This is a genomic window from Nitrosomonas sp. Nm33 (assembly GCF_900107265.1).
GTDB lineage: Bacteria > Pseudomonadota > Gammaproteobacteria > Burkholderiales > Nitrosomonadaceae > Nitrosomonas.
In genome coordinates, this window is the sequence record NZ_FNPJ01000020.1 from 24,092 (window position 1) to 41,745 (window position 17,654).

Genomic DNA, 17,654 nt, shown 5'->3' on the forward strand with positions numbered 1-17,654 from the left:
GCAATGTATTAATTAATATCGTATATCCGCTATGGAATCTTCTAACGCTTCGAAGGAAGGATGCTAGTTATGGCAATAAGGTCTTTATTAGTAGATATCGGTGGAGATCTAGCAAACGATGTAAAAATACTACCAGGTCAGTTTTTAAATGTCATATAACACTTGCATTGTATTAATTAATACCGTATATTCCGCATGCAATTTTCCAAACGACGTTTTGAAGGGAGGTAAAGCCTATGGCAGCAGAGTCTTTATTGGGAGGTATGGGCGGTAATTTATCAAGTGAGATAAAAGATTTATTAGATCAGTTTTTAACTGATACTGATCCAAATAGTGTAAAAGTAACAGATTTAGGTAATGGTGCTGCACTGGTCATTGGTAAAGGTGAGCATGGTGAAACACAAGGTGCAATCGTTTCTGGTGACGTCAGGGTCGCCACAGAAATCAAAGATGGTGTGATGTGGCTTGCGGTTAAGTTACCGTCTGGTGTTAACATTGCCTTTGAAGGCTTAAGTGAGCAAAAAACACCCGCAGAGATAGTAGATTATCTCAATTCAAAAATTGAAGAAGCTTTACCATCAAGTAGTTCAGATCCTGCTGTTCAAGCACTTAATGCTAGCTTAACAAATGCGCTTAATAATCTCATCGATGGTTTGGTTGCCAGCGGTGTTGACCAGAGTGTTCTCTGTATTATTGATTTCGCTGATATATCTCATTCACTTTCAGATATTGCTGCAGAAACCGCATCAGGCGTCGTAGATGTACACGGTAGCGCTGAATCTAATGAAATTGAGCTTGAAGCGCTTAGCGGTTCAGCAGATAATGAAGTTTTTGCCTTACTTTTGAATAGCATTCAGGAAGGCAAAACACTTGAGCTCAAGGGTATAGAGAACGCAATACTGGTTGGGTCTGGTAAAGTTAAAGTTGGTGATGACACTGATGTGAATCTGCAAGGTGACAATAGCGATCAGCATATCACTGGCGGCAGCGGCAACGATACCTTGGTTGGCGGTGGCGGTAATGATACCTTGCTGGGTGGAGATGGTGATGACGTCATAGGTTTCAATGCATTAGGTCATTATACTGTTCAAATTGACAATGGTGATAAACTTGCCTTCCAGTTCGATAATATCCAGACCGTTGCAGATATATTGCCTTTCGTTACTAACATTTCTGAAGCAGATGGCAACGTTACTTTTGAATTCCTCGATGGGGAAGCTTCAATTACGCTAGTGGGTATGTCTGCTAGTGAAATTACTGATGATATGGTAATCTTTAACTTGACGTAATTTAAAAACATACACTTTTAAAAGCCCGCTTAGAAATATGCGGGCTTTTTTATGAAAAAAACTAAAGGAAATAACCTAGCACCATATCTTTCGCCGATAGTTATACATAATGGATTATTGAGGGAGTGTGCTTTTATTCCAGGCACAAAACCGGCTCAAGTCGCTGTCTTGATAGATGGCAAGATTCTGACAAAGGTTTCTTGCGAGTTCCCCATAGCGGATATTTATCGGGAATCACTAGGTGGGCCAGCAGGTCTTACCAAGGGATTTCTTGTACCATTGCCAGCCCGGTTATTTGACGGGGCACCACATGAACTCATTACCCGGTTGTGCAAACCTGACCGAAAAACTGTCGAATCCACAGCAAGCGACTTAGCACAATATTGGCTGCTTGAAAGTCGATTAGTATTCCAGCATGGCGATCGTCATGGTCAAGTCAGCTTTGTTGATGGTCATTTTCAGGGCTGGGTTGCCTTTAGTCATCGTCCCACTCCTCTACCCCAACTGATTCTAAGTGATCATGAGGGAAATTTTTGTAAGCAGATACCACTGATTCCTTTGCCAACAGAAAATGGACAACCAAATAAATATTTAGCAAATTTTCGCATCCCGCAAAAGAATTTACCGCTCCCTTTACGAATTTCCTGTGGCGAAATTGAACTAAGCGGTTCACCTTGTCAACCGAAGAAAAAACTGATCGGGCATCTTGAGAGATTCAATGCACACGCCATACACGGCTGGGCTTTTGACATGAATCAACCAACAAACCCAGTAGAACTGACCCTAATAATCGATGGCCAGATCGCTCAACATTTTCGCCCTAATGTTTACCGTCCCGACGTTGCAAACCACTTGAAACTACCAGAAGAAGGACTGGGTATTATCGGATTTCAACTAACACCACCAGAAATTCTCTTCGATGGTAAAGAGCATCGTATCAGTGTCGAATTTACCGGGTTAAACCATCCATTACGCGGCAGTGGGCAACTGGTTAAGATACCCAAAAACTATTTAACATTTGACGAAATTGTTTCCCTGCCAAAAAGGATAGTACGGCAGGCAAAAAAAATTGCGCGGCCGAATAAACCAGTAGTTTCGGTAATCATTCTAAACCGTAATGGAGAAAAACTACTTGCTGCCCTGTTCGAAAGCTGGAAAATAAAAAATAGCCTGACCAACGTTGAATTCATTGTCGTTGATCACGCATCGGATGATGGTAGTCTTGGATTGCTTAATCGTTGGCAATCTCAATTGCCGCTGCACATTATACCGCTATCTTTTAACGATTCTTTTTCCGCCTCATGCAATCGTGCAGCAGAAGAAGCTCGTGGCAAACTTCTACTGTTCCTAAATAACGATATTATCTGGCTGCAGGATGTACTCCCAGCAATGGTCGATACTCTTGAAAATGATCAGAAAATCGGTGTGCTTGGTCTAAAACTGATCAAATCAACAGATAATAAACAACTATTTGGTCAACCATTAGTACAACACTTGGGAGTACGCTTTAAACTTTCCCATGCGGCCTACTGGCCCTATGAAGCTACCCCTGACGACAGAAACGAGGCAGAATATTCTACTCAGATTGTTCCAGCTGTCACTGGCGCTGCCATGCTTTGTCGCAAAAAAGACTTTTTTCATGCGGGAAAGTTTGATCCAGGTTATTTCTATGGTTTTGAAGATGTAGAATTTTGTCTGCGCCTTAGCAACAAACTCGACAAGAAAATTATTTGCCGCAACGATCTGCTGGCCCTACACCATCATGGTTATACTCGCCTTTCCGGGCGAGCCAGAGATATTACTGATCGTCTCATCAATAACGCAGATGTATTACAGACACACGCTGGTTTATGGCTAAAACAACGTTATTGGACAAGTCTCTTCAATGCCGATCAACACCTCACGGTCGATAAACCGACCGTTGGTTTTATCGTTGATGAGCCTCTGGCAAACGGTAAAACTACTCATTTACGATCCGACGCGAGCAAACTGGCCAAGCAAGTACTTCATTGTTACCCCTCAGTGCAAATTGTTTTTCTGCCTCCCAGTCGTGGCTGGTACAATATACGCAATATTCACATTCTAATCGTTGGGCATCCTGAATACGATATTGGTAAAACTATATTTTGTCGCGAAGATCTCCTCACCCTAGCCTGGATCAGGGATGATGCTGATCTATGGAGTCAAGCATCTTGGTGGCCCCATTTTGATGGCTATCTTGCGGCTAAAGCCGATGCTATAAAATATCTTGCCCCCACCGTCAGTAGCCCCATAGTGCAAACAACAGCTGCAAACCCTCTTGGACCATTATTCAACCCTCAATCACCGCCACTGCGGGTTGCCTTGCTCATACCGCACAAAATCTCAGCCCAACACAAAACTCGTATTGATACATTGCAACAATCCCTGAAAGCTGCCGGCGCTGTTGTCTGGCAGGATCCATTCGATACTCCTGACGGATCAACGCGACTAGCGGATATACGAATCGCCATTTGTTTCAATAAATCATTGCTGAAAATTGAAGTCGAAGCTCATCCTCATACATTGAATATCCTCTGGGCACCATACCTCACGCAAACACAAAGCACCGAGAATTTGATAGGATGGCAAATCGTCAATCAAATGCCGCAGGCAGACTGGCTACGCAACGAACTAGAGAAAGAAGTTGGAAATACTTTTTGTTCATCCTAATTTCCCTGGGCAATTTCGCCGTTTTGCGGCAGCTTTGGCACGCGAGCCAGAAATGCGGATACATGGTGTCGGCGATGCCAAATGGATGGAGGATACAATACCTTTGCCAGACATTCCAGTTATCGCCTATCCAACACTGAGTGCGACTGGTAACAATATCCATCCCTATGCACGCAACTTCGATGCTGCTGTCAGGCGTGGACAACAAATCGTGCAGACACTCCTTGCCCATAAGCGACAAGGGCTGGAACCTGATCTGATCATAGCCCATCCTGGTTGGGGAGATGCTTTTTATCTAAAAGATATTTTCCCTGGGGCAAAAGTCATTGGCTTATTCGAATACTACTATCGGGTAAGAGGTGCCGATGTTGGCTTTGATCCGGAGTTCCCGATGAATTTCGATGATATCTTTCGAGTGCACAGTCTCAATGCCACCCAATTATTAGCCTTGGAATCCTGCGATAGCGGCTATTGTCCGACAGCCTGGCAGCGCAGTTGCTTTCCTGCTCATTATCAGGAGCGGCTCGGCGTTATCCATGACGGGATCGACACCGCTATGGTTGCACCAGATGCGAGTGCAGCAATCACCCTTCCTGATGGCTCTACCCATCGCGCTGGAGAAGAAATACTCACTTTTGTCAGTCGCAGTCTTGAACCTTATCGTGGATTTCATATTTTCATGCGCGCCCTGCCGCATATTCTTGAAGCGCGCCCTCATTGTCAAGTCATCATCGTCGGCAGTGATAACGTCAGTTATGGCAAGCAACCGCCACCCGGCCAGACGTATCGTCAACGCTACTTCGACGAAATCGCTGATAAAATCGATCAATCACGCGTTCATTTCACTGGTCGCCTCCCTTATAATGATTATCTCAAAGTATTGCAGATATCTCGAGCGCATGTTTACCTGACCTATCCATTTATTCTTTCCTGGTCCATGCTTGAGGCCATGTCCAGTGGCTGTCTGGTCATTGCTTCTGCCACCCCAACGGTACAGGAAGTTATAATTGACGGTGAAAATGGCCTGTTATTTCCATTCGATCAACCAGCCACTCTGGCAAACTATGCAATCGAAGCATTAAGTAATCCAGAACAGTATCGGGAATTACGCAACACAGCGCGACAAACTGTAGTTTCTCGCTATGATTTTAATACTATCTGCTATCCAGCATTCAAACAGCTCATCAAACAATTTGAATGGTAGTGAAAATCTATGACTAAAACACTTACAGAAATCTTAAAAGAAGCCGGCGCTCTCCTTGAAGGTCGAGATTACACCAACGCAACATCCCTCTACCAAGAAGCAATGAAATTACAGCCTGGCAATGCTGCCGCAGCCATGGGCATTGCCATGATTCATAACAGGACAGGGCAGCCAGAGGAAGCGCTCAAGATTCTCCAGGGCGTGTGGAAAACTATCTCCCGCAGCAGAAGAAAAAAGGCTGTCGCGCCAAAAGCAGCTGTCCTTGCCCAGATTGGTCTGGCGCAGCAACAACTGGGCCGAGCAATTGAAGCCTTGCAAAATTTTCGGCGAGCGAATGCCTTGCTTCCCTCTGCCGAACTAGCTGAGCGTATCCAGAAACTGGAAAGTGTCATCGAAAATCCCAATACTATCGCCCAGCTGCTGATCCAGGCCGGCCAATTACTACGTTCTGGTAAGGTGGAAGAAGCTGTTAAGGTCTACCATGTCGCGCTGCAGCTCAATGCTGACCAACCGGAGGCGCTTCATGGGCTTGGACTGGCATTGCGTACTCAAAAAGATCTGGATGGCGCCCTCCCCCTCATTCAACAAGCAATTATGCTGGCGCCGGACCGCGCTGACTATTACAATGACTTAGGCATACTCTTCCAGGAGCGTGGTGAGCTTGAGAAAGCAATCAGCTTCCATAAGCGTGCTTTGAAAATCAAAGCAGACTTTGGCCCCGCTTACATCAATCTTGGTGTCGCCTACAAACGCATGGGCAAGCTCGATGATGCCATTGCTGCCTACCGCGAGGCCATTACATTGCAGCCTAACTCTTCAGCTGCGCACAACAATCTTGGCAACCTCTTACGCATTCAGGGAGATCTGGTTAACGCGCGCAAAGAACTGGAACAAGCCATCAAACTCCAGCCTGGATATAAAGGCGCCATTGAAAATCTGGCTGCACTCGAACAGGAAGCTAAACTGAAATCTGCTACCTCCCAGGCAGTCACAGAGCCACCAGCAGAAGCAGATGACAGAAAATGACTTTCTTTATCAGCAAGAGCGTTCTACACATTCTTCCAAATGAATGGACTAGACAAAGTGGAAAATGAACGAAAAGTGAGCTCACAAAATATTTCTTGCGAGTAAGGAAATGCTGTAATGAGACTTGGATTGTTCGAGGTACCCTTAAGTTAGGGTGGAGTGTATTGCTATATTAAGTACTTATATTGCTTCTTATATTACCTCTTTCTAATTAACAATTCCATTTCCAGATCAAATCTGACGCGAAGGCAAGCCGCAGACAGTATAAATAATACGGCAAGGAGAAGCCGACAAAGTCAGGCTTGATTTAGAAATGGATACTGCCTTGGGCAGGCCATTTAATCCGTAGCACTGGATGCGCAAGCCATCCTGCTGTCCGGATCATGGTTAACTGGGGATGTACGCGGTGGAGATGCTGATCTCATGCTCAACTTTGACTATTCCGTTGAGCATCCAGCGATGTTCTCTGCTCAGCTAGCCATCCGTGTATTGCGTGCTTACTATTGGCGACAGAAAGGTCGATATCGTGTTATTCCAATTTGCATTGAAAAATGAAGAAATGAAACAATATAGCCATGAATTACGAGGAAAAAATCATGGCAAGAAAAGCAAGTGGAATAGATCAATTAGTAACGGCCCGGGAATTATTGAGAACAGCAAAAACAGCAGAGGAGTTGAGGGCGGCACAAGCGGTATTGCTGCCCTTGGAACTGGGAATGTCGTTAGAGGAAACGGCGAAGGCTATTGGACGTTCCATTAGATGGACGTGTAGCATGCGCACGCGCTACTGTAGAGTTGCTCGCTGCGAGGAGGAAGCACCTCGAACGAAACGGGCGCTCCGTAACCGTGCGATTGCCACGCTTGAGCAGGAAGCCCAAATTCTTGATGAAGTTTTGGCAGGAGCGGGTAGAGGAAATGGTCGCTGCGTGGGGTAATCATCGACCGCTACGCTTGATGTTCCAGGATGAAGCCCGCTTCGGACGCATTGCGGACAGGCGTTATTGTTGGTCGTTACCCTGGCGATCATGTCATCATGATCCTTGATGGTGCCGGCTGGCATAAAAGCAAGGATTTCGATTTGCCTGAGAACATCCGTTTGTTATTCCTGCCACCGTATTCCCCTGAATTGAATCCGCAGGAACACCTTTGGGACGAACTGCGAGAAAAATACTTTCATAACCGCGTATTTGACAGCATCGATACGCTCGAGAATCATTTGGTTAGTGCATTATGTAATCTCGAAAATGCTCCGGCTTTAATCAAAAGTATAACCGGCTGGGATTGGATTATTAATGCAGTTTCTAGTGCAAATTAGAATAATAAAGCGCCGGCTAAAAGAATAGAAGCGTTCATCAGCAGGTTTGGCCGATTCCAAGATACTTACTTGATTGATTCACTTCAAAGAGAATTGATATTTCACCGAACTGGAGCAATGGAAATCGCAGCCAGCTTTATATGCCATCCAATCAATTAATATGCATTTTTTGGAGCATTGAGTAGGAATTCTATTTCTAAATCAAACCCGACTTTATCGGCTTCGCCTTGCCGTATTATTTATACTACTGCGGCTCGCCTTCGTGTCAGGTTTAACTTGGAAACGGAATAAGCAAGCGCAGACTTCTCAGTACTCAGGATATGGTAATAGCAAAATAGCAAAAATCAGTAGCCGGACTACCTTCACTGTCGGGTAGAATACCTACAAAATCTCCACGTCCTTCCTTCATGACGTTCACATCAAACTCCATGGTGTAAACTGCCCATTCGGCACCCGCAGTAAACTTGCGCCAGCCGGAATTACCAACCTCATTGGTTGAGTAAGCCACGGCAAAGCGTGATTGATCGCCGCCAGAAGCGCGAGCAATAACACTCACGGCGATATGATGACCGCTGGCAGCAGCTTCGATTTGATCAGGAAGACGAATACTGTAACCACCTGTAACACCACCAGAACCAGCTTTAGGATTACCCTTGGCAAGAGTAATATAACCAGCTTCGCCATTTGTACCGACATGACTTGAACAGATCATCCCATCCGGGGTAGTTGATGCTTCACCTGTTTCAAAAACATAAAGAAAAGCGGCGTTCTGCGCAATTTTGGCACGAAGTTGTTCTGCCAGATTGACTGGTATTGCAGATACTTTGGGTACTTTGGATACTTCTTCTACCTCAGGAGAAGTAGCTTGAGGGAGAGTAGTTTTAGGAGGAGTAGTTTGAGGAGAAATAGCTTGTGGAGGAGTAGCTTCTGAAGAAGCTTTCTGCCCACCAAGAGCCTCCTGCATTTTCTCCCAAAAAATTTGTAGAATGCCTTTTCCCATCTTATGAACCTCCTTTAGCAGAAATCAATATAAAATTTTATTAGAATTTCAATTTCATGATACTACCCTAATTCCATTAAGATAGTACATTTGAATTTTACTTCCAGAACACACAATCTAATTTGGATGTTTCATAATTTATGAATAATTAAGGTAATTCCTAGAAAAATCCAGGAATTACCTTATTTAAAAAAGAACTTAATAAAGTGCCTGAGCTTATTTGGTCACCATATTCAGTGCGTGTTTGACTAAATATACGGCTTTACGTATATTTCACTTTAGCAAAAAGGTCATTTATTTTTTGTACACTATATAGTGTTCATTTTGCCTGTTATTAATGTCAATAATGAAGCATTTATTGTGATCATATTGGAGACAGCTCATCATATGCCGCATTATGCCTCTTATTGGAAAATTATTAGCCAGAATCAAGAAGTATAAAATACTAAAAAATAGAATCAAGCGTTGGTTGCAATCATGATAGATTTTATGTCATGGCGCACTAAAGTGCGCACGGAAAGACGATATTTTAGCGTTTCTGGATTTAGTTGATCAAATAAGAAGTACGGCTATGCAATATCATAACGCCTGAAATAATTCTTTCTTATCAACTCCAAAGTAATAAGTTAATAGCATATAGACATTGATCAATACACATTTGAAAAAACTACTTGCAAAATTGATTAAGGAATGAGCGTGAAGAAAAATATTGCGGAACTATTTCTTAAAGAAACTAAGGACCAAATATTGGCTGATAAATTTAATCAAATAACAGATCCAAAGTTGAAATACATTATCGCTATGACACCCCGCTCAGGAAGTAGTTATTTGTGCGATCTAATAAAGCAGAGCCATTTATTGGGAACCCCTGATGAGTACCTGAATCATCAATTTATACCAGAAATATTAAAGAATGTACCAGCAAATAATGCTGATGATTATTTGAAAAATATGCTTAAAAAATCTCAATCTAAAAATGGAGTTTCAGGCTTGAAGGTAAGCTGGTTTCAATTCATAAATTTTTGTAATGCGATGAAAAAACCTGCAATATTTAGGCAGTTCAAATATATCTATCTCATACGCCGTGATTTATACCTTCAATCAGTTTCTCTCTACAAAGCAACTGAGTCTGGCGTTTTCCATACAAATGTGAAACATAAAAATGAGGAAAAGTTGAAGCTTAATGAGCTTGATTATAACTATAAAAAACTGGAAAAGTGGTATAAGCATATTGCCGTGCAGGAGTCCCGCTGGCGACGTTTCTTTTTACTGACAAATATTTTTCCTCTTTACATTACTTATGAGGAAATCGATGAAAACATCAATGAGGTCATCGATCGAATATTTAATTACCTTAATATTAAGAATGAAGCTCGTTCAACAAATTCGGTTGAGTCGATTTTCAAGAAAATTGGAGACCGTCAGAGCATAGAATGGGCCTCTAAATTTGCTCTTGAGCGAGACGAAATGATGAGAAGTACGAAGACATTGTAAGTACAATCGGTGTGGGTCTTTATATTAGACAACAAAAGTTGGGCTCTAAAGGGAGCAAAAGTTTTCGCTCCATATGTGGTTTATTTACTGAGGAGCGGTTTGACCTGGTCAAGTATTTTGTGACAACTCAGTTAAGCGACCTTTCTAAATTCTGCCAACTCAGATTCAAATTAATCTGGGCTCTTGGAATTTAGATATGAATTGCACTAGTTCAGGTAATCCTTCATGACCCACTCTGCTCCGATATACATTCTTTCTGGATTGCATTGGGTTAATGGTTACAACACAGTCCTCGTGCGTAACCTGTCGTAGCTATACTGCCAGATATTGGTGAAAGTACGGTGGCTACCTCGCCACTTCAGGCCGCAACAACGTAGTTATTCCATTTCTAAATCAAACATGACACGAAGGCGAGCCGTTGACAGTATAAATAATACGGCAAGGAGAGCCGACAAAATCGGGTTTGATTAAGAAGTGGAATTAGCGCGCCTCCAACCGGATCTCGGTTACACTTCCCCCAATATAGGCCACCCGCCCAGGGACCGGGTTATGTACCTCTTGCCCTAACGCAGCCCCGGATAAACGCCAAGATTGTGGATCATTCCAGTGTGGGCCAAACAACTCTTCAACCTCTACTGGTGTTGTGTCATTAAATGCTTTTCGCTTCCTGGAGGCGGCGACATAACGCAGCGCATCCTTGAATTGAGCGTGGGAGATAGACACAGAAAATACTTTGTTGGAAAAAGATTCAAATTGTGTTGGCTCTCCATTGGAGACCCACAATGGTACCTGCTCACGACCAGCGGCAGTGGTTGTATTTCCCGACGCTCCCAGCGGACCAGATATCACCGGCAATCCCCCTTGCCCACGGTCAAACATCACTTTCGCGCGAAAAAAGTGGCGCTTTTCCTGTTCTCGCCAGCCGCCCGCCCGCTGAATTGCAATATTGAACAGGAATTTGATCTGGCAGCCACGTTTCTGTTTGCCCCTCACTGAACACGCGGAATTGGCAAAGCCTAACGTAAGCTGCTGCTTGGCCTGTACTACAGAGGCATCATCGCTCCGTGGTTCGACATAAAGCTGAGGTACGGATTGTCTGGTGGTAATCTCCAGAGTTCCATTCCCACCCCCCCATGGCACCATGGCGTCTTTATCCTTCCTGTTGAGGCGGAAAACCGCAAAGGTCCCCTCATTGAATTGGTTGGCTCCCGATCCCCGCTGACCCAATGCACCTCTAGGCTGCCAGAAAGGCATTCCCTTCTGACTCGGTCCAGTATAGGTGTACAGTCCGATGCCACCGGCTCCCGGACCTTGCTGATTCACGTGAACAAATGTGTCACCCGTTGCCGAGTGCGCAGTTCCGGCGCAACCAGGGGACTTTCCAGCAGGTGTCCAGCGGGCAGAGGGATGCTTGGTATCCAGAGCAACGCCGGTCAAGGCTTTAGCTTTCTCAAACAAATCAAATGGCCCATTGCTCACCGGTCCGTTTTCAACCAACGGTTCACACCCGATACCCTGCCCCCAGAAGTTCACAAGAAAAGACGAATTTCTCCCTCGATTTACCTCTGACGGAGCTGGATTCCAGCTAGCTAAATAGAAGAGTCCATCACCATCCTTGTCATCCGCCATTTCGTCCTGTAAGTGAGAGATCTTTCCTCCATCATAAAGAAACAGCCTAGGCGTGACAGTTTCCGCTACCACTGGTGCACTGGATAATGTGACCGCTATTAGCAGCGAAAGACCACCTGATAGCAATGAACGCTGCAATTTCTTTAGAGACAATGAGAAATCCATAGTATCCTCCTCAGTGTCAGATAACTTTCCCCTTAGCCAGACGCAAAAGTAGATTTTTAAAGAGTAAAAGAGGAACATTATTTTCACCGACCTTTATCTCCTCCGCATTCTCGACACCAGGATCCGCAAACTCTTCTCCACCAGCGAAATGCTTGGAGAACTCTGCATTTGACGCTTGGAAGCGCTGAAAAAACTGGCGGCGATCGGTAATATTCATCAGGGAAAACTTGTGCTGCTGGTCTAAAGATTTGCCAAATTCCCGCACATACTTCAGTATTTCTTTGGAAAATGCTTCATTTACGCCCTCTTCTCTCAATTGCCCAATAATACGCAATACCCCGATAAGCCTAGCATCCACCGATAGATTGGAATGGATACGGGGTGGATCAATGCATGCGTCGCATTTGAGCCCCAGCAAGCGAAAAAAGTGTGAGATCACCGATTCCTTCGGCCGATAGATATTAGCAAGAACACGCTCATGGCCGAAAACTCCGGCCCATCTTGAACATATAGCGAAATAATCAAGACGACCCTGCCCCTCAAGCTTGTTAGCGAAAAGAGTCAATGACTTAGTGTACGAACCCATCTTGACGTTCTGATTGAACTCAGACAGTACGAAGTCATCCTGTCTGCGGAAGTAGACAATCACCCACACATCCAGATCATTGAACGCCTGGGCGATTGGTTTAGGGTCGCGACAAAATTCAAATTCCTCGCTGCTCAATATAATTCTGCTGCATTTAGACCTGTCGATCTCCTCGCGTAATACATCGATGTCGAATTCGCCGTGCCCCAGAAACGACGATGCAACATCGTGATGCCCGTAGTTAGCCCCCCCCGGACAGCCGCTCCGGGGGTACAGCCAACCAGTTGTCTCCAACACATCCCGGTTGTGGCTAAGGTAATGCTGGAGGGCTGTGGTACCAGTCTTATGTGTTCCGATGTGTAAATATAGTTGCTTGTTCATGAATTAAGTATGCAAATCTTTGGTGCATAAGAATAATAAACTACCTTTTTATGAAAATTGAATGTACTGAAAGTTCATTTGACTGTCAAACATAAGGATAATCTGGTAGTGTCTCAGTTTGAATTTTGACTGAATTGAACTTGCTCATATCAATGCTATCATACCGATATGAGCAAACGACCTAAAAATTTAGACTTAAATCAACTGGCAAAGCGTATTGTAGATGAGGCTATTGGAGAAGAGCCAGTTACACCAGTTCCGAAAGAAAAAAATAAAGCCGCTGTAGAACTTGGGCGGCTTGGCGGTAGAAAAGGCGGGAAAGCAAGAGCAGAAAATCTTACTTCAGAGCAAAGATCAGAAATTGCTAAAAAAGCGATTAATAAAAGATGGGAATCTAAACAAGACGCAGATGAGCAAATGACTCCCGTTTTGCCTCCTCATGCAAAGAAGAAGCGTATAAAAATTTAAAGACATCTTGCGGTAACTTCATAATATTCTTTGATACGTCAGTCTCATTAGTCAAATCTCCGATAGCAGATCTGACTAATTTGGAAAATAAAATAGGCTTTTCTTTTTGGAAAGGCTGTGGCTCATTAAGCCTCATTTTCAGATTAGACATTTGAATGAATAAACTTCTCTTTGTATTTTCTGAAATCATATTAAGTTGATGCAATCTCATGATCATTGCTGACACAGCTACCTTCCAATATGGTTTTAAAGCTATCAAATTTCTTAATGTAGGCTGTTTTCCGAACTGTGATGCGCTTATCTTAAATTCATGTTTTTGCATTAGAAGTTCTGATGCAAATTCATCAGCTTCATCTTCCATGGTCTCTCTCGGCACATCATGGATGACAAGATGTGCTAATTCATGAGCTAATGTAAATCTGTATCTATCTGGTGTTAAGGCGCTGCTAATAAAAATTATTGGTGGAGTATCTGTTATGCGTATGCTAGTACCAGAGATTCCTCTTAAACCAAAATCCACCTCTACAACTATTACACCTGTGCGCTCCACAAAATTCGTCAAATTCTGAATTGGTCCGTCGGGTAGTCCCCACGTTGCACGCATAATTGAAGCTGCCTTGCTTGGAGATCCATCAACTTGTTCCAAATCAATATATGGCAAAGAAAAGTCAGATTCTATCTCAACAAAATCCATAAATTTTCTAATACCAATACGTATTAAATTAGTTATGCTTGAAATATATCTTCTATCAGACGCCGTTATTGAACTAGATTTTCTGTAATAAACAGAGCTTGAACCAAAACCAAGACGGTTTTCTGGCATGTAAAAAAATTCAATCGGAAAGTTTAATGCTTCACTAATTGCTTTTATAGTGTCTATGCTGGCTGAATTTTCTATTCCACCTTCAATCATGGCAATCTGCGGTTGTTTTAATGATGATGCATCAGCTAATTCCTTTTGCGTCAACGCTCTATATTCTCTTGCCAAAATTATCATTTCCGGATTAAGTGGTTTCAACATAATTATCACCCTCTTTCTTATCTAGCTTATCCGACTTTACACGCACCCTTGCTTCCTTAACTATTTGCTGCGACTCATGAGCAAAGAGATTTTCAACATTCTGATTAATAGCATTAGGCAAAATTTCAGCATTCCAATAATTTGCCTCTCCAGATGGACAGACGAGATTAATTGATGTGATTGATGAGCCAAATTTGTCCATAATGTATCCAGCTTCTAAATGATGTGTCGCCTCTATTCCTGGAAGTAATAGCTGATTTCGAAACTCTTGGACTTGCAATGTTGGTTGGTTTCTTGATAAGCCATCTTCATCAAATTTCTTTAGTCTGATTCCTATACAACCGAAAAAATCTTGTGGGTTAAAAACCAAAATAAACATTTGTTGTTTAGTAAGAAAATTTATTGATTCATTTTCTTCTGCTAGCCTAATTCCTCTGATACGCATGAAATCATTAATCATGCATGCTCTCGTGCGCGCGCTAGTCAATGATTTTACTTTTGGTGATATTTCTATTTGCCAGTCTTCCCAAGCACCATTAATAACACTCCAAAGTCCATTGAAATAAGGGCGCATAACATTGTGCGCAGTATCAAATTCAATAAGCATAAATTCTCCCAGAAAAAGTTTTATGCAATATACTATCACAAATTGGTTACAATTCACTAAGAAATATAAAATATTCATTGTTTATACTTATACGCTCAAGTATAATTCATTATGAATTGAAGATAATAAAAAACCATCCATGAACAAACTCTCAGTTGAAAAACGCGCAATGATATTAACGCTGCTAGTAGAAGGTAATTCAATGCGCTCAGCCTCACGTATCGCTGATGTTTCGATTAATACCGTGACCAAGTTGCTAATAGACGCTGGTACGGTATGCGCTGAGTACCAAGATGAGCATTTAGTTAATATCAAAAGCAAGCGCGTTCAATGTGATGAGATTTGGTCGTTTTGTTACGCAAAAGAAAAGAACGTAGCGCCAGCAGACAAAGGAATTCTTGGTTATGGTGATGTTTATACTTGGATCGCAATAGATGCAGATACAAAACTAGCTATTTCATGGTTGGTTGGTCGACGTGATTATGAATACGCGGAAGCATTTATAGGCGATCTGGCGAGCCGTTTAAGTGATCGCATTCAATTAACTACCGATGGTTATGGCTGCTATATCAACACGGTCGAGCAATTTTTTGGTGGAATGGTTGATTACGCAATGTTAGTTAAAATCTATGGAGAAGAGACCAAGGGACAAAAACGCTATAGTCCGGCAGCATTCGTTAGCGCAGAAAAGCGGGTTATGGCAGGTAATCCAGATGCTGCTCATATCTCTACGAGCTACGTTGAACGTAACAATCTGACAATGCGTATGGGTATGCGTAGATTTACCAGATTAACAAATGGCTTTAGTAAAAAGATTGAGAACTTAGCGCACGCAGTAGCATTACACTTCATGCATTATAACTTTGTGAGAATTCACAAAACGCTCAAAACAACGCCTGCAATGACGGCAGGTATATCTAATACGCTTTGGTCTATGAATGATATTGTTGAATTAATTGATGACAAAGAAGCGTTAAAAGATAGAAGCAGAGGAAAATACAAAACAAAAAGCTAATCAAGAGCAGCGTAAAACTCCTTTTTACTTACGCCTGCCTGTTTAGCCATTGAGCTTATTAAGTCTTGGCTAAATGGTGATTTGGGGCAATCAACGGTAACTTTATACAATATGCTTCCGTTGATTTTAGCCCATTGTTCATGAGATGTTGATTTTCTTGGTCTTAGTTCAAAACCAAGGTTTTTTAATATTTGCTTAACTTCTTTGCAAGTAAGCGGAGGGTGCGCACCGCTCATCCATGCACATAATTTTTTGGCACCAAAGGTATTGGATCTTTAAATAGCCTGTGTAATCCATTTTTAAAAATACCGAATCGTTTCATTGCCAATATAAAATAGTATGTAGCTATTTGTTTAAAAGGAGCTTTACGTTTTAAAAGTTGTTCAGCAAAAGCCTTATCCTCTCCATACAATGCATCATACAAATATTCTTTAACCATAAGGTTAAGCTTTCCCTTAACTTCATCAAAACTATCTCCCTGAGCCGCCAATCCAAAATCAATACAAAACGCCTGCCATTGATCTCCATTTTTATTGGCATAGCAGCGTAATAACAAGTCATTTGGTTTCATGGCGCTTTCTCCTTTTGCTATTTAGTATATCTTTTGTGTAAGTGTTTAATAAATATGAATATTTATTATTTTTTGTAAATATAATTAACAGTTTAACTAATACTATTGCATAGTATCGCATTAGCAAGGTTTGTCAACAGGCGTTGCCTAATACCGCATGCTATGTTCAAGTAGAATTTTAGATAACTAAATTTAGTTCTTGTTCAGATAAATTTCATTGTGCACGGAGTAATATGGTCGTATTAATAAATATTAATACGACCATAAAACTATAAATATTAAAAAATTCAAACTGAGACACTACCGATAATCTATCAAAATCTCCCTCATACCGATTCAATCAGTACGAAATAATTTTACCTGTTGATGCATTATGGTGCTTCAGATGACAGGCTAACAGTGGATATGATCAGCTTAATTTCTAAAAAGAGGTAAAAAAACGTATTTAAGATTAAATATGCTCAAAAGCATTCTGTGTTTGTGCAAGTGAGCTGAGTTTCACTCGGTCAGGCAAGACTGGACAATAAGCTTTAATAACCAACACAATGTATTTGCCAGAGTGAAAATCCTATCTCCGACAGCAAAAAGCAAAGCGAAAAACGACCGGCGCTTTTTAATGTTCGAGTGTGCGCAATAGTTACGGTCTGTTGACATTTCACACAGGTAGCCACAGATACCCGCATGCCATGGCAACCATACTTTCATAATTTCTCTTTAGTTTGTCGTATCGTGTTGCCACTGCCCGATACTGTTTTAGTCGGGCAAAAGCGTTTTCCACCAAGTGTCGATATCTATACAAGCCCCAATCCATATCTGCGTTACCCTTCAACGAATTGCGTTTTCTTGGAATCACAGCCCTGGCTCCCTTCTTTATTATCTGCTCACGTATACACTCACTGTCATAGCCCTTATCCGCTACAATCGCTTGTGCATCAGGTAACTTGGCAATCAGCTGTGGTGCTACAGAACAATCATTCACTTCTCCACCAGTAATCTCAAACTCAACTGGTAAACCACAACCATCAACCGCCAAATGAATCTTTGTAGTGTTACCCGCACGGCTTTTCCCGATGGCCTGCGGCTCTTGACCTACCGCCCCCGCACTATGCTGATGCGCTTTAACGTAGCTGCCATCAATAAATTCCCACTCCCAATCTGGATCAATAATCAGTGCCTTGAAAATTCTGTTCCA

At 42.5% G+C, this 17,654-nt stretch carries 18 protein-coding genes; 10 read left to right on the forward strand and 8 right to left on the reverse strand.

Going from position 1 to position 17,654, the window contains the following annotated elements; translation table 11 throughout:
• Positions 1–236: 236 nt before the first annotated feature.
• The 7 genes from BLV54_RS16015 to BLV54_RS06200 all read left to right on the forward strand — a co-directional run bounded on the left by BLV54_RS16015 (position 237) and on the right by BLV54_RS06200 (position 7,525).
• Complete coding sequence (locus tag BLV54_RS16015) at positions 237–1,289, forward strand: calcium-binding protein (RefSeq protein ID WP_090569296.1); 1,053 nt, start codon at positions 237–239, stop codon at positions 1,287–1,289.
• 51 nt (positions 1,290–1,340) lie between these two features.
• Positions 1,341–3,980 carry a glycosyltransferase family 2 protein gene (locus BLV54_RS06180; protein WP_090569299.1) on the forward strand — a complete coding sequence of 880 codons (2,640 nt, stop codon included), beginning with the start codon at positions 1,341–1,343 and terminating at the stop codon, positions 3,978–3,980.
• Positions 3,955–5,184, forward strand: a complete 1,230-nt coding sequence (locus BLV54_RS06185; protein ID WP_090569301.1) for a glycosyltransferase — start codon at positions 3,955–3,957, stop codon at positions 5,182–5,184. The genes BLV54_RS06180 and BLV54_RS06185 overlap by 26 nt, the downstream gene beginning before the upstream one ends.
• 9 nt (positions 5,185–5,193) lie before the next feature.
• Positions 5,194–6,210, forward strand: a complete 1,017-nt coding sequence (locus tag BLV54_RS06190) for a tetratricopeptide repeat protein (RefSeq protein ID WP_090569304.1) — start codon at positions 5,194–5,196, stop codon at positions 6,208–6,210.
• Between the two features lie 423 nt (positions 6,211–6,633).
• The gene (locus tag BLV54_RS16745; RefSeq protein WP_256329200.1) at positions 6,634–6,765 is read left to right on the forward strand and encodes a hypothetical protein; all 132 of its coding nucleotides are present in this window, start codon (positions 6,634–6,636) and stop codon (positions 6,763–6,765) included.
• A gap of 41 nt (positions 6,766–6,806) precedes the next feature.
• Positions 6,807–7,145, forward strand: coding sequence for a hypothetical protein (locus BLV54_RS06195; protein WP_143032428.1), 339 nt, complete (start codon positions 6,807–6,809; stop codon positions 7,143–7,145).
• A gap of 29 nt (positions 7,146–7,174) precedes the next feature.
• Positions 7,175–7,525: a transposase gene (locus tag BLV54_RS06200; protein WP_090569310.1), complete on the forward strand. Its 351-nt coding sequence runs from the start codon at positions 7,175–7,177 to the stop codon at positions 7,523–7,525.
• Between the two features lie 313 nt (positions 7,526–7,838).
• Here BLV54_RS06200 and BLV54_RS06205 read toward each other — a convergent pair whose 3' ends face one another.
• The gene (locus tag BLV54_RS06205) at positions 7,839–8,525 is read right to left on the reverse strand and encodes a hypothetical protein (RefSeq protein WP_090569311.1); all 687 of its coding nucleotides are present in this window, start codon (positions 8,523–8,525) and stop codon (positions 7,839–7,841) included.
• Positions 8,526–9,221: 696 nt separating this feature from the next.
• Between BLV54_RS06205 and BLV54_RS06210 the strand changes: the two genes are divergently transcribed.
• Positions 9,222–10,019: a Stf0 family sulfotransferase gene (locus tag BLV54_RS06210; protein WP_176969696.1), complete on the forward strand. Its 798-nt coding sequence runs from the start codon at positions 9,222–9,224 to the stop codon at positions 10,017–10,019.
• Between the two features lie 480 nt (positions 10,020–10,499).
• On the opposite strand, the gene BLV54_RS06215 is transcribed toward BLV54_RS06210, so the two are convergent.
• Positions 10,500–11,813 carry a hypothetical protein gene (locus BLV54_RS06215; protein WP_090569318.1) on the reverse strand — a complete coding sequence of 438 codons (1,314 nt, stop codon included), beginning with the start codon at positions 11,811–11,813 and terminating at the stop codon, positions 10,500–10,502.
• Positions 11,814–11,829: 16 nt separating this feature from the next.
• A complete protein-coding gene (locus tag BLV54_RS06220; RefSeq protein WP_090569321.1) occupies positions 11,830–12,780 on the reverse strand; it encodes a hypothetical protein in 951 nt (316 codons plus the stop codon).
• Between the two features lie 168 nt (positions 12,781–12,948).
• On the opposite strand from BLV54_RS06220, the gene BLV54_RS06225 reads away from it, so the two are divergent.
• Positions 12,949–13,248: a histone H1 gene (locus BLV54_RS06225; RefSeq protein WP_218132328.1), complete on the forward strand. Its 300-nt coding sequence runs from the start codon at positions 12,949–12,951 to the stop codon at positions 13,246–13,248.
• Here BLV54_RS06225 and BLV54_RS06230 read toward each other — a convergent pair.
• Together BLV54_RS06230 and BLV54_RS06235 are read right to left on the reverse strand one after the other, a co-directional pair.
• Positions 13,175–14,269: a helix-turn-helix domain-containing protein gene (locus BLV54_RS06230; protein ID WP_090569324.1), complete on the reverse strand. Its 1,095-nt coding sequence runs from the start codon at positions 14,267–14,269 to the stop codon at positions 13,175–13,177. The two genes, BLV54_RS06225 and BLV54_RS06230, sit on opposite strands and share 74 nt — an antisense overlap.
• Positions 14,253–14,876 (reverse strand): hypothetical protein, encoded by a 624-nt coding sequence (locus BLV54_RS06235; RefSeq protein WP_090569327.1) that lies wholly within the window; start codon positions 14,874–14,876, stop codon positions 14,253–14,255. The genes BLV54_RS06230 and BLV54_RS06235 overlap by 17 nt, the downstream gene beginning before the upstream one ends.
• A gap of 139 nt (positions 14,877–15,015) precedes the next feature.
• Here BLV54_RS06235 and BLV54_RS06240 point away from each other — a divergent pair, with 139 nt between their 5' ends.
• Positions 15,016–15,891 carry a DDE-type integrase/transposase/recombinase gene (locus BLV54_RS06240; RefSeq protein ID WP_090569330.1) on the forward strand — a complete coding sequence of 292 codons (876 nt, stop codon included), beginning with the start codon at positions 15,016–15,018 and terminating at the stop codon, positions 15,889–15,891.
• Here the strand turns inward: BLV54_RS06240 and BLV54_RS06245 are convergent.
• From BLV54_RS06245 to BLV54_RS06255, 3 genes are all read right to left on the reverse strand, one after another.
• Entirely contained in the window at positions 15,888–16,127 is a 240-nt protein-coding gene (locus tag BLV54_RS06245) for a type II toxin-antitoxin system HicA family toxin (protein WP_090569333.1), read from the reverse strand. The two genes, BLV54_RS06240 and BLV54_RS06245, sit on opposite strands and share 4 nt — an antisense overlap.
• Positions 16,124–16,462 carry a hypothetical protein gene (locus tag BLV54_RS06250; RefSeq protein WP_090569336.1) on the reverse strand — a complete coding sequence of 113 codons (339 nt, stop codon included), beginning with the start codon at positions 16,460–16,462 and terminating at the stop codon, positions 16,124–16,126. Before BLV54_RS06250 ends, BLV54_RS06245 begins: the two co-directional genes overlap by 4 nt.
• 655 nt (positions 16,463–17,117) lie before the next feature.
• The coding region (locus BLV54_RS06255) for an IS5 family transposase (RefSeq protein ID WP_090569339.1) at positions 17,118–17,654 on the reverse strand (537 nt) is incomplete at its 5' end.

Coding starts and splice junctions, on each gene's coding strand:
- BLV54_RS16015 (WP_090569296.1), top strand. CDS start 237: ATGGCAGCAGAGTCTTTATTGGGAGGTATGGGCGGTAATTTATCAAGT.
- BLV54_RS06180 (WP_090569299.1), top strand. CDS start 1,341: ATGAAAAAAACTAAAGGAAATAACCTAGCACCATATCTTTCGCCGATA.
- BLV54_RS06190 (WP_090569304.1), top strand. CDS start 5,194: ATGACTAAAACACTTACAGAAATCTTAAAAGAAGCCGGCGCTCTCCTT.
- BLV54_RS16745 (WP_256329200.1), top strand. CDS start 6,634: ATGCTCAACTTTGACTATTCCGTTGAGCATCCAGCGATGTTCTCTGCT.
- BLV54_RS06195 (WP_143032428.1), top strand. CDS start 6,807: ATGGCAAGAAAAGCAAGTGGAATAGATCAATTAGTAACGGCCCGGGAA.
- BLV54_RS06200 (WP_090569310.1), top strand. CDS start 7,175: ATGAAGCCCGCTTCGGACGCATTGCGGACAGGCGTTATTGTTGGTCGT.
- BLV54_RS06205 (WP_090569311.1), bottom strand. CDS start 8,525: ATGGGAAAAGGCATTCTACAAATTTTTTGGGAGAAAATGCAGGAGGCT.
- BLV54_RS06215 (WP_090569318.1), bottom strand. CDS start 11,813: ATGGATTTCTCATTGTCTCTAAAGAAATTGCAGCGTTCATTGCTATCA.
- BLV54_RS06220 (WP_090569321.1), bottom strand. CDS start 12,780: ATGAACAAGCAACTATATTTACACATCGGAACACATAAGACTGGTACC.
- BLV54_RS06225 (WP_218132328.1), top strand. CDS start 12,949: ATGAGCAAACGACCTAAAAATTTAGACTTAAATCAACTGGCAAAGCGT.
- BLV54_RS06230 (WP_090569324.1), bottom strand. CDS start 14,269: ATGTTGAAACCACTTAATCCGGAAATGATAATTTTGGCAAGAGAATAT.
- BLV54_RS06235 (WP_090569327.1), bottom strand. CDS start 14,876: ATGCTTATTGAATTTGATACTGCGCACAATGTTATGCGCCCTTATTTC.
- BLV54_RS06240 (WP_090569330.1), top strand. CDS start 15,016: ATGAACAAACTCTCAGTTGAAAAACGCGCAATGATATTAACGCTGCTA.
- BLV54_RS06245 (WP_090569333.1), bottom strand. CDS start 16,127: ATGAGCGGTGCGCACCCTCCGCTTACTTGCAAAGAAGTTAAGCAAATA.
- BLV54_RS06250 (WP_090569336.1), bottom strand. CDS start 16,462: ATGAAACCAAATGACTTGTTATTACGCTGCTATGCCAATAAAAATGGA.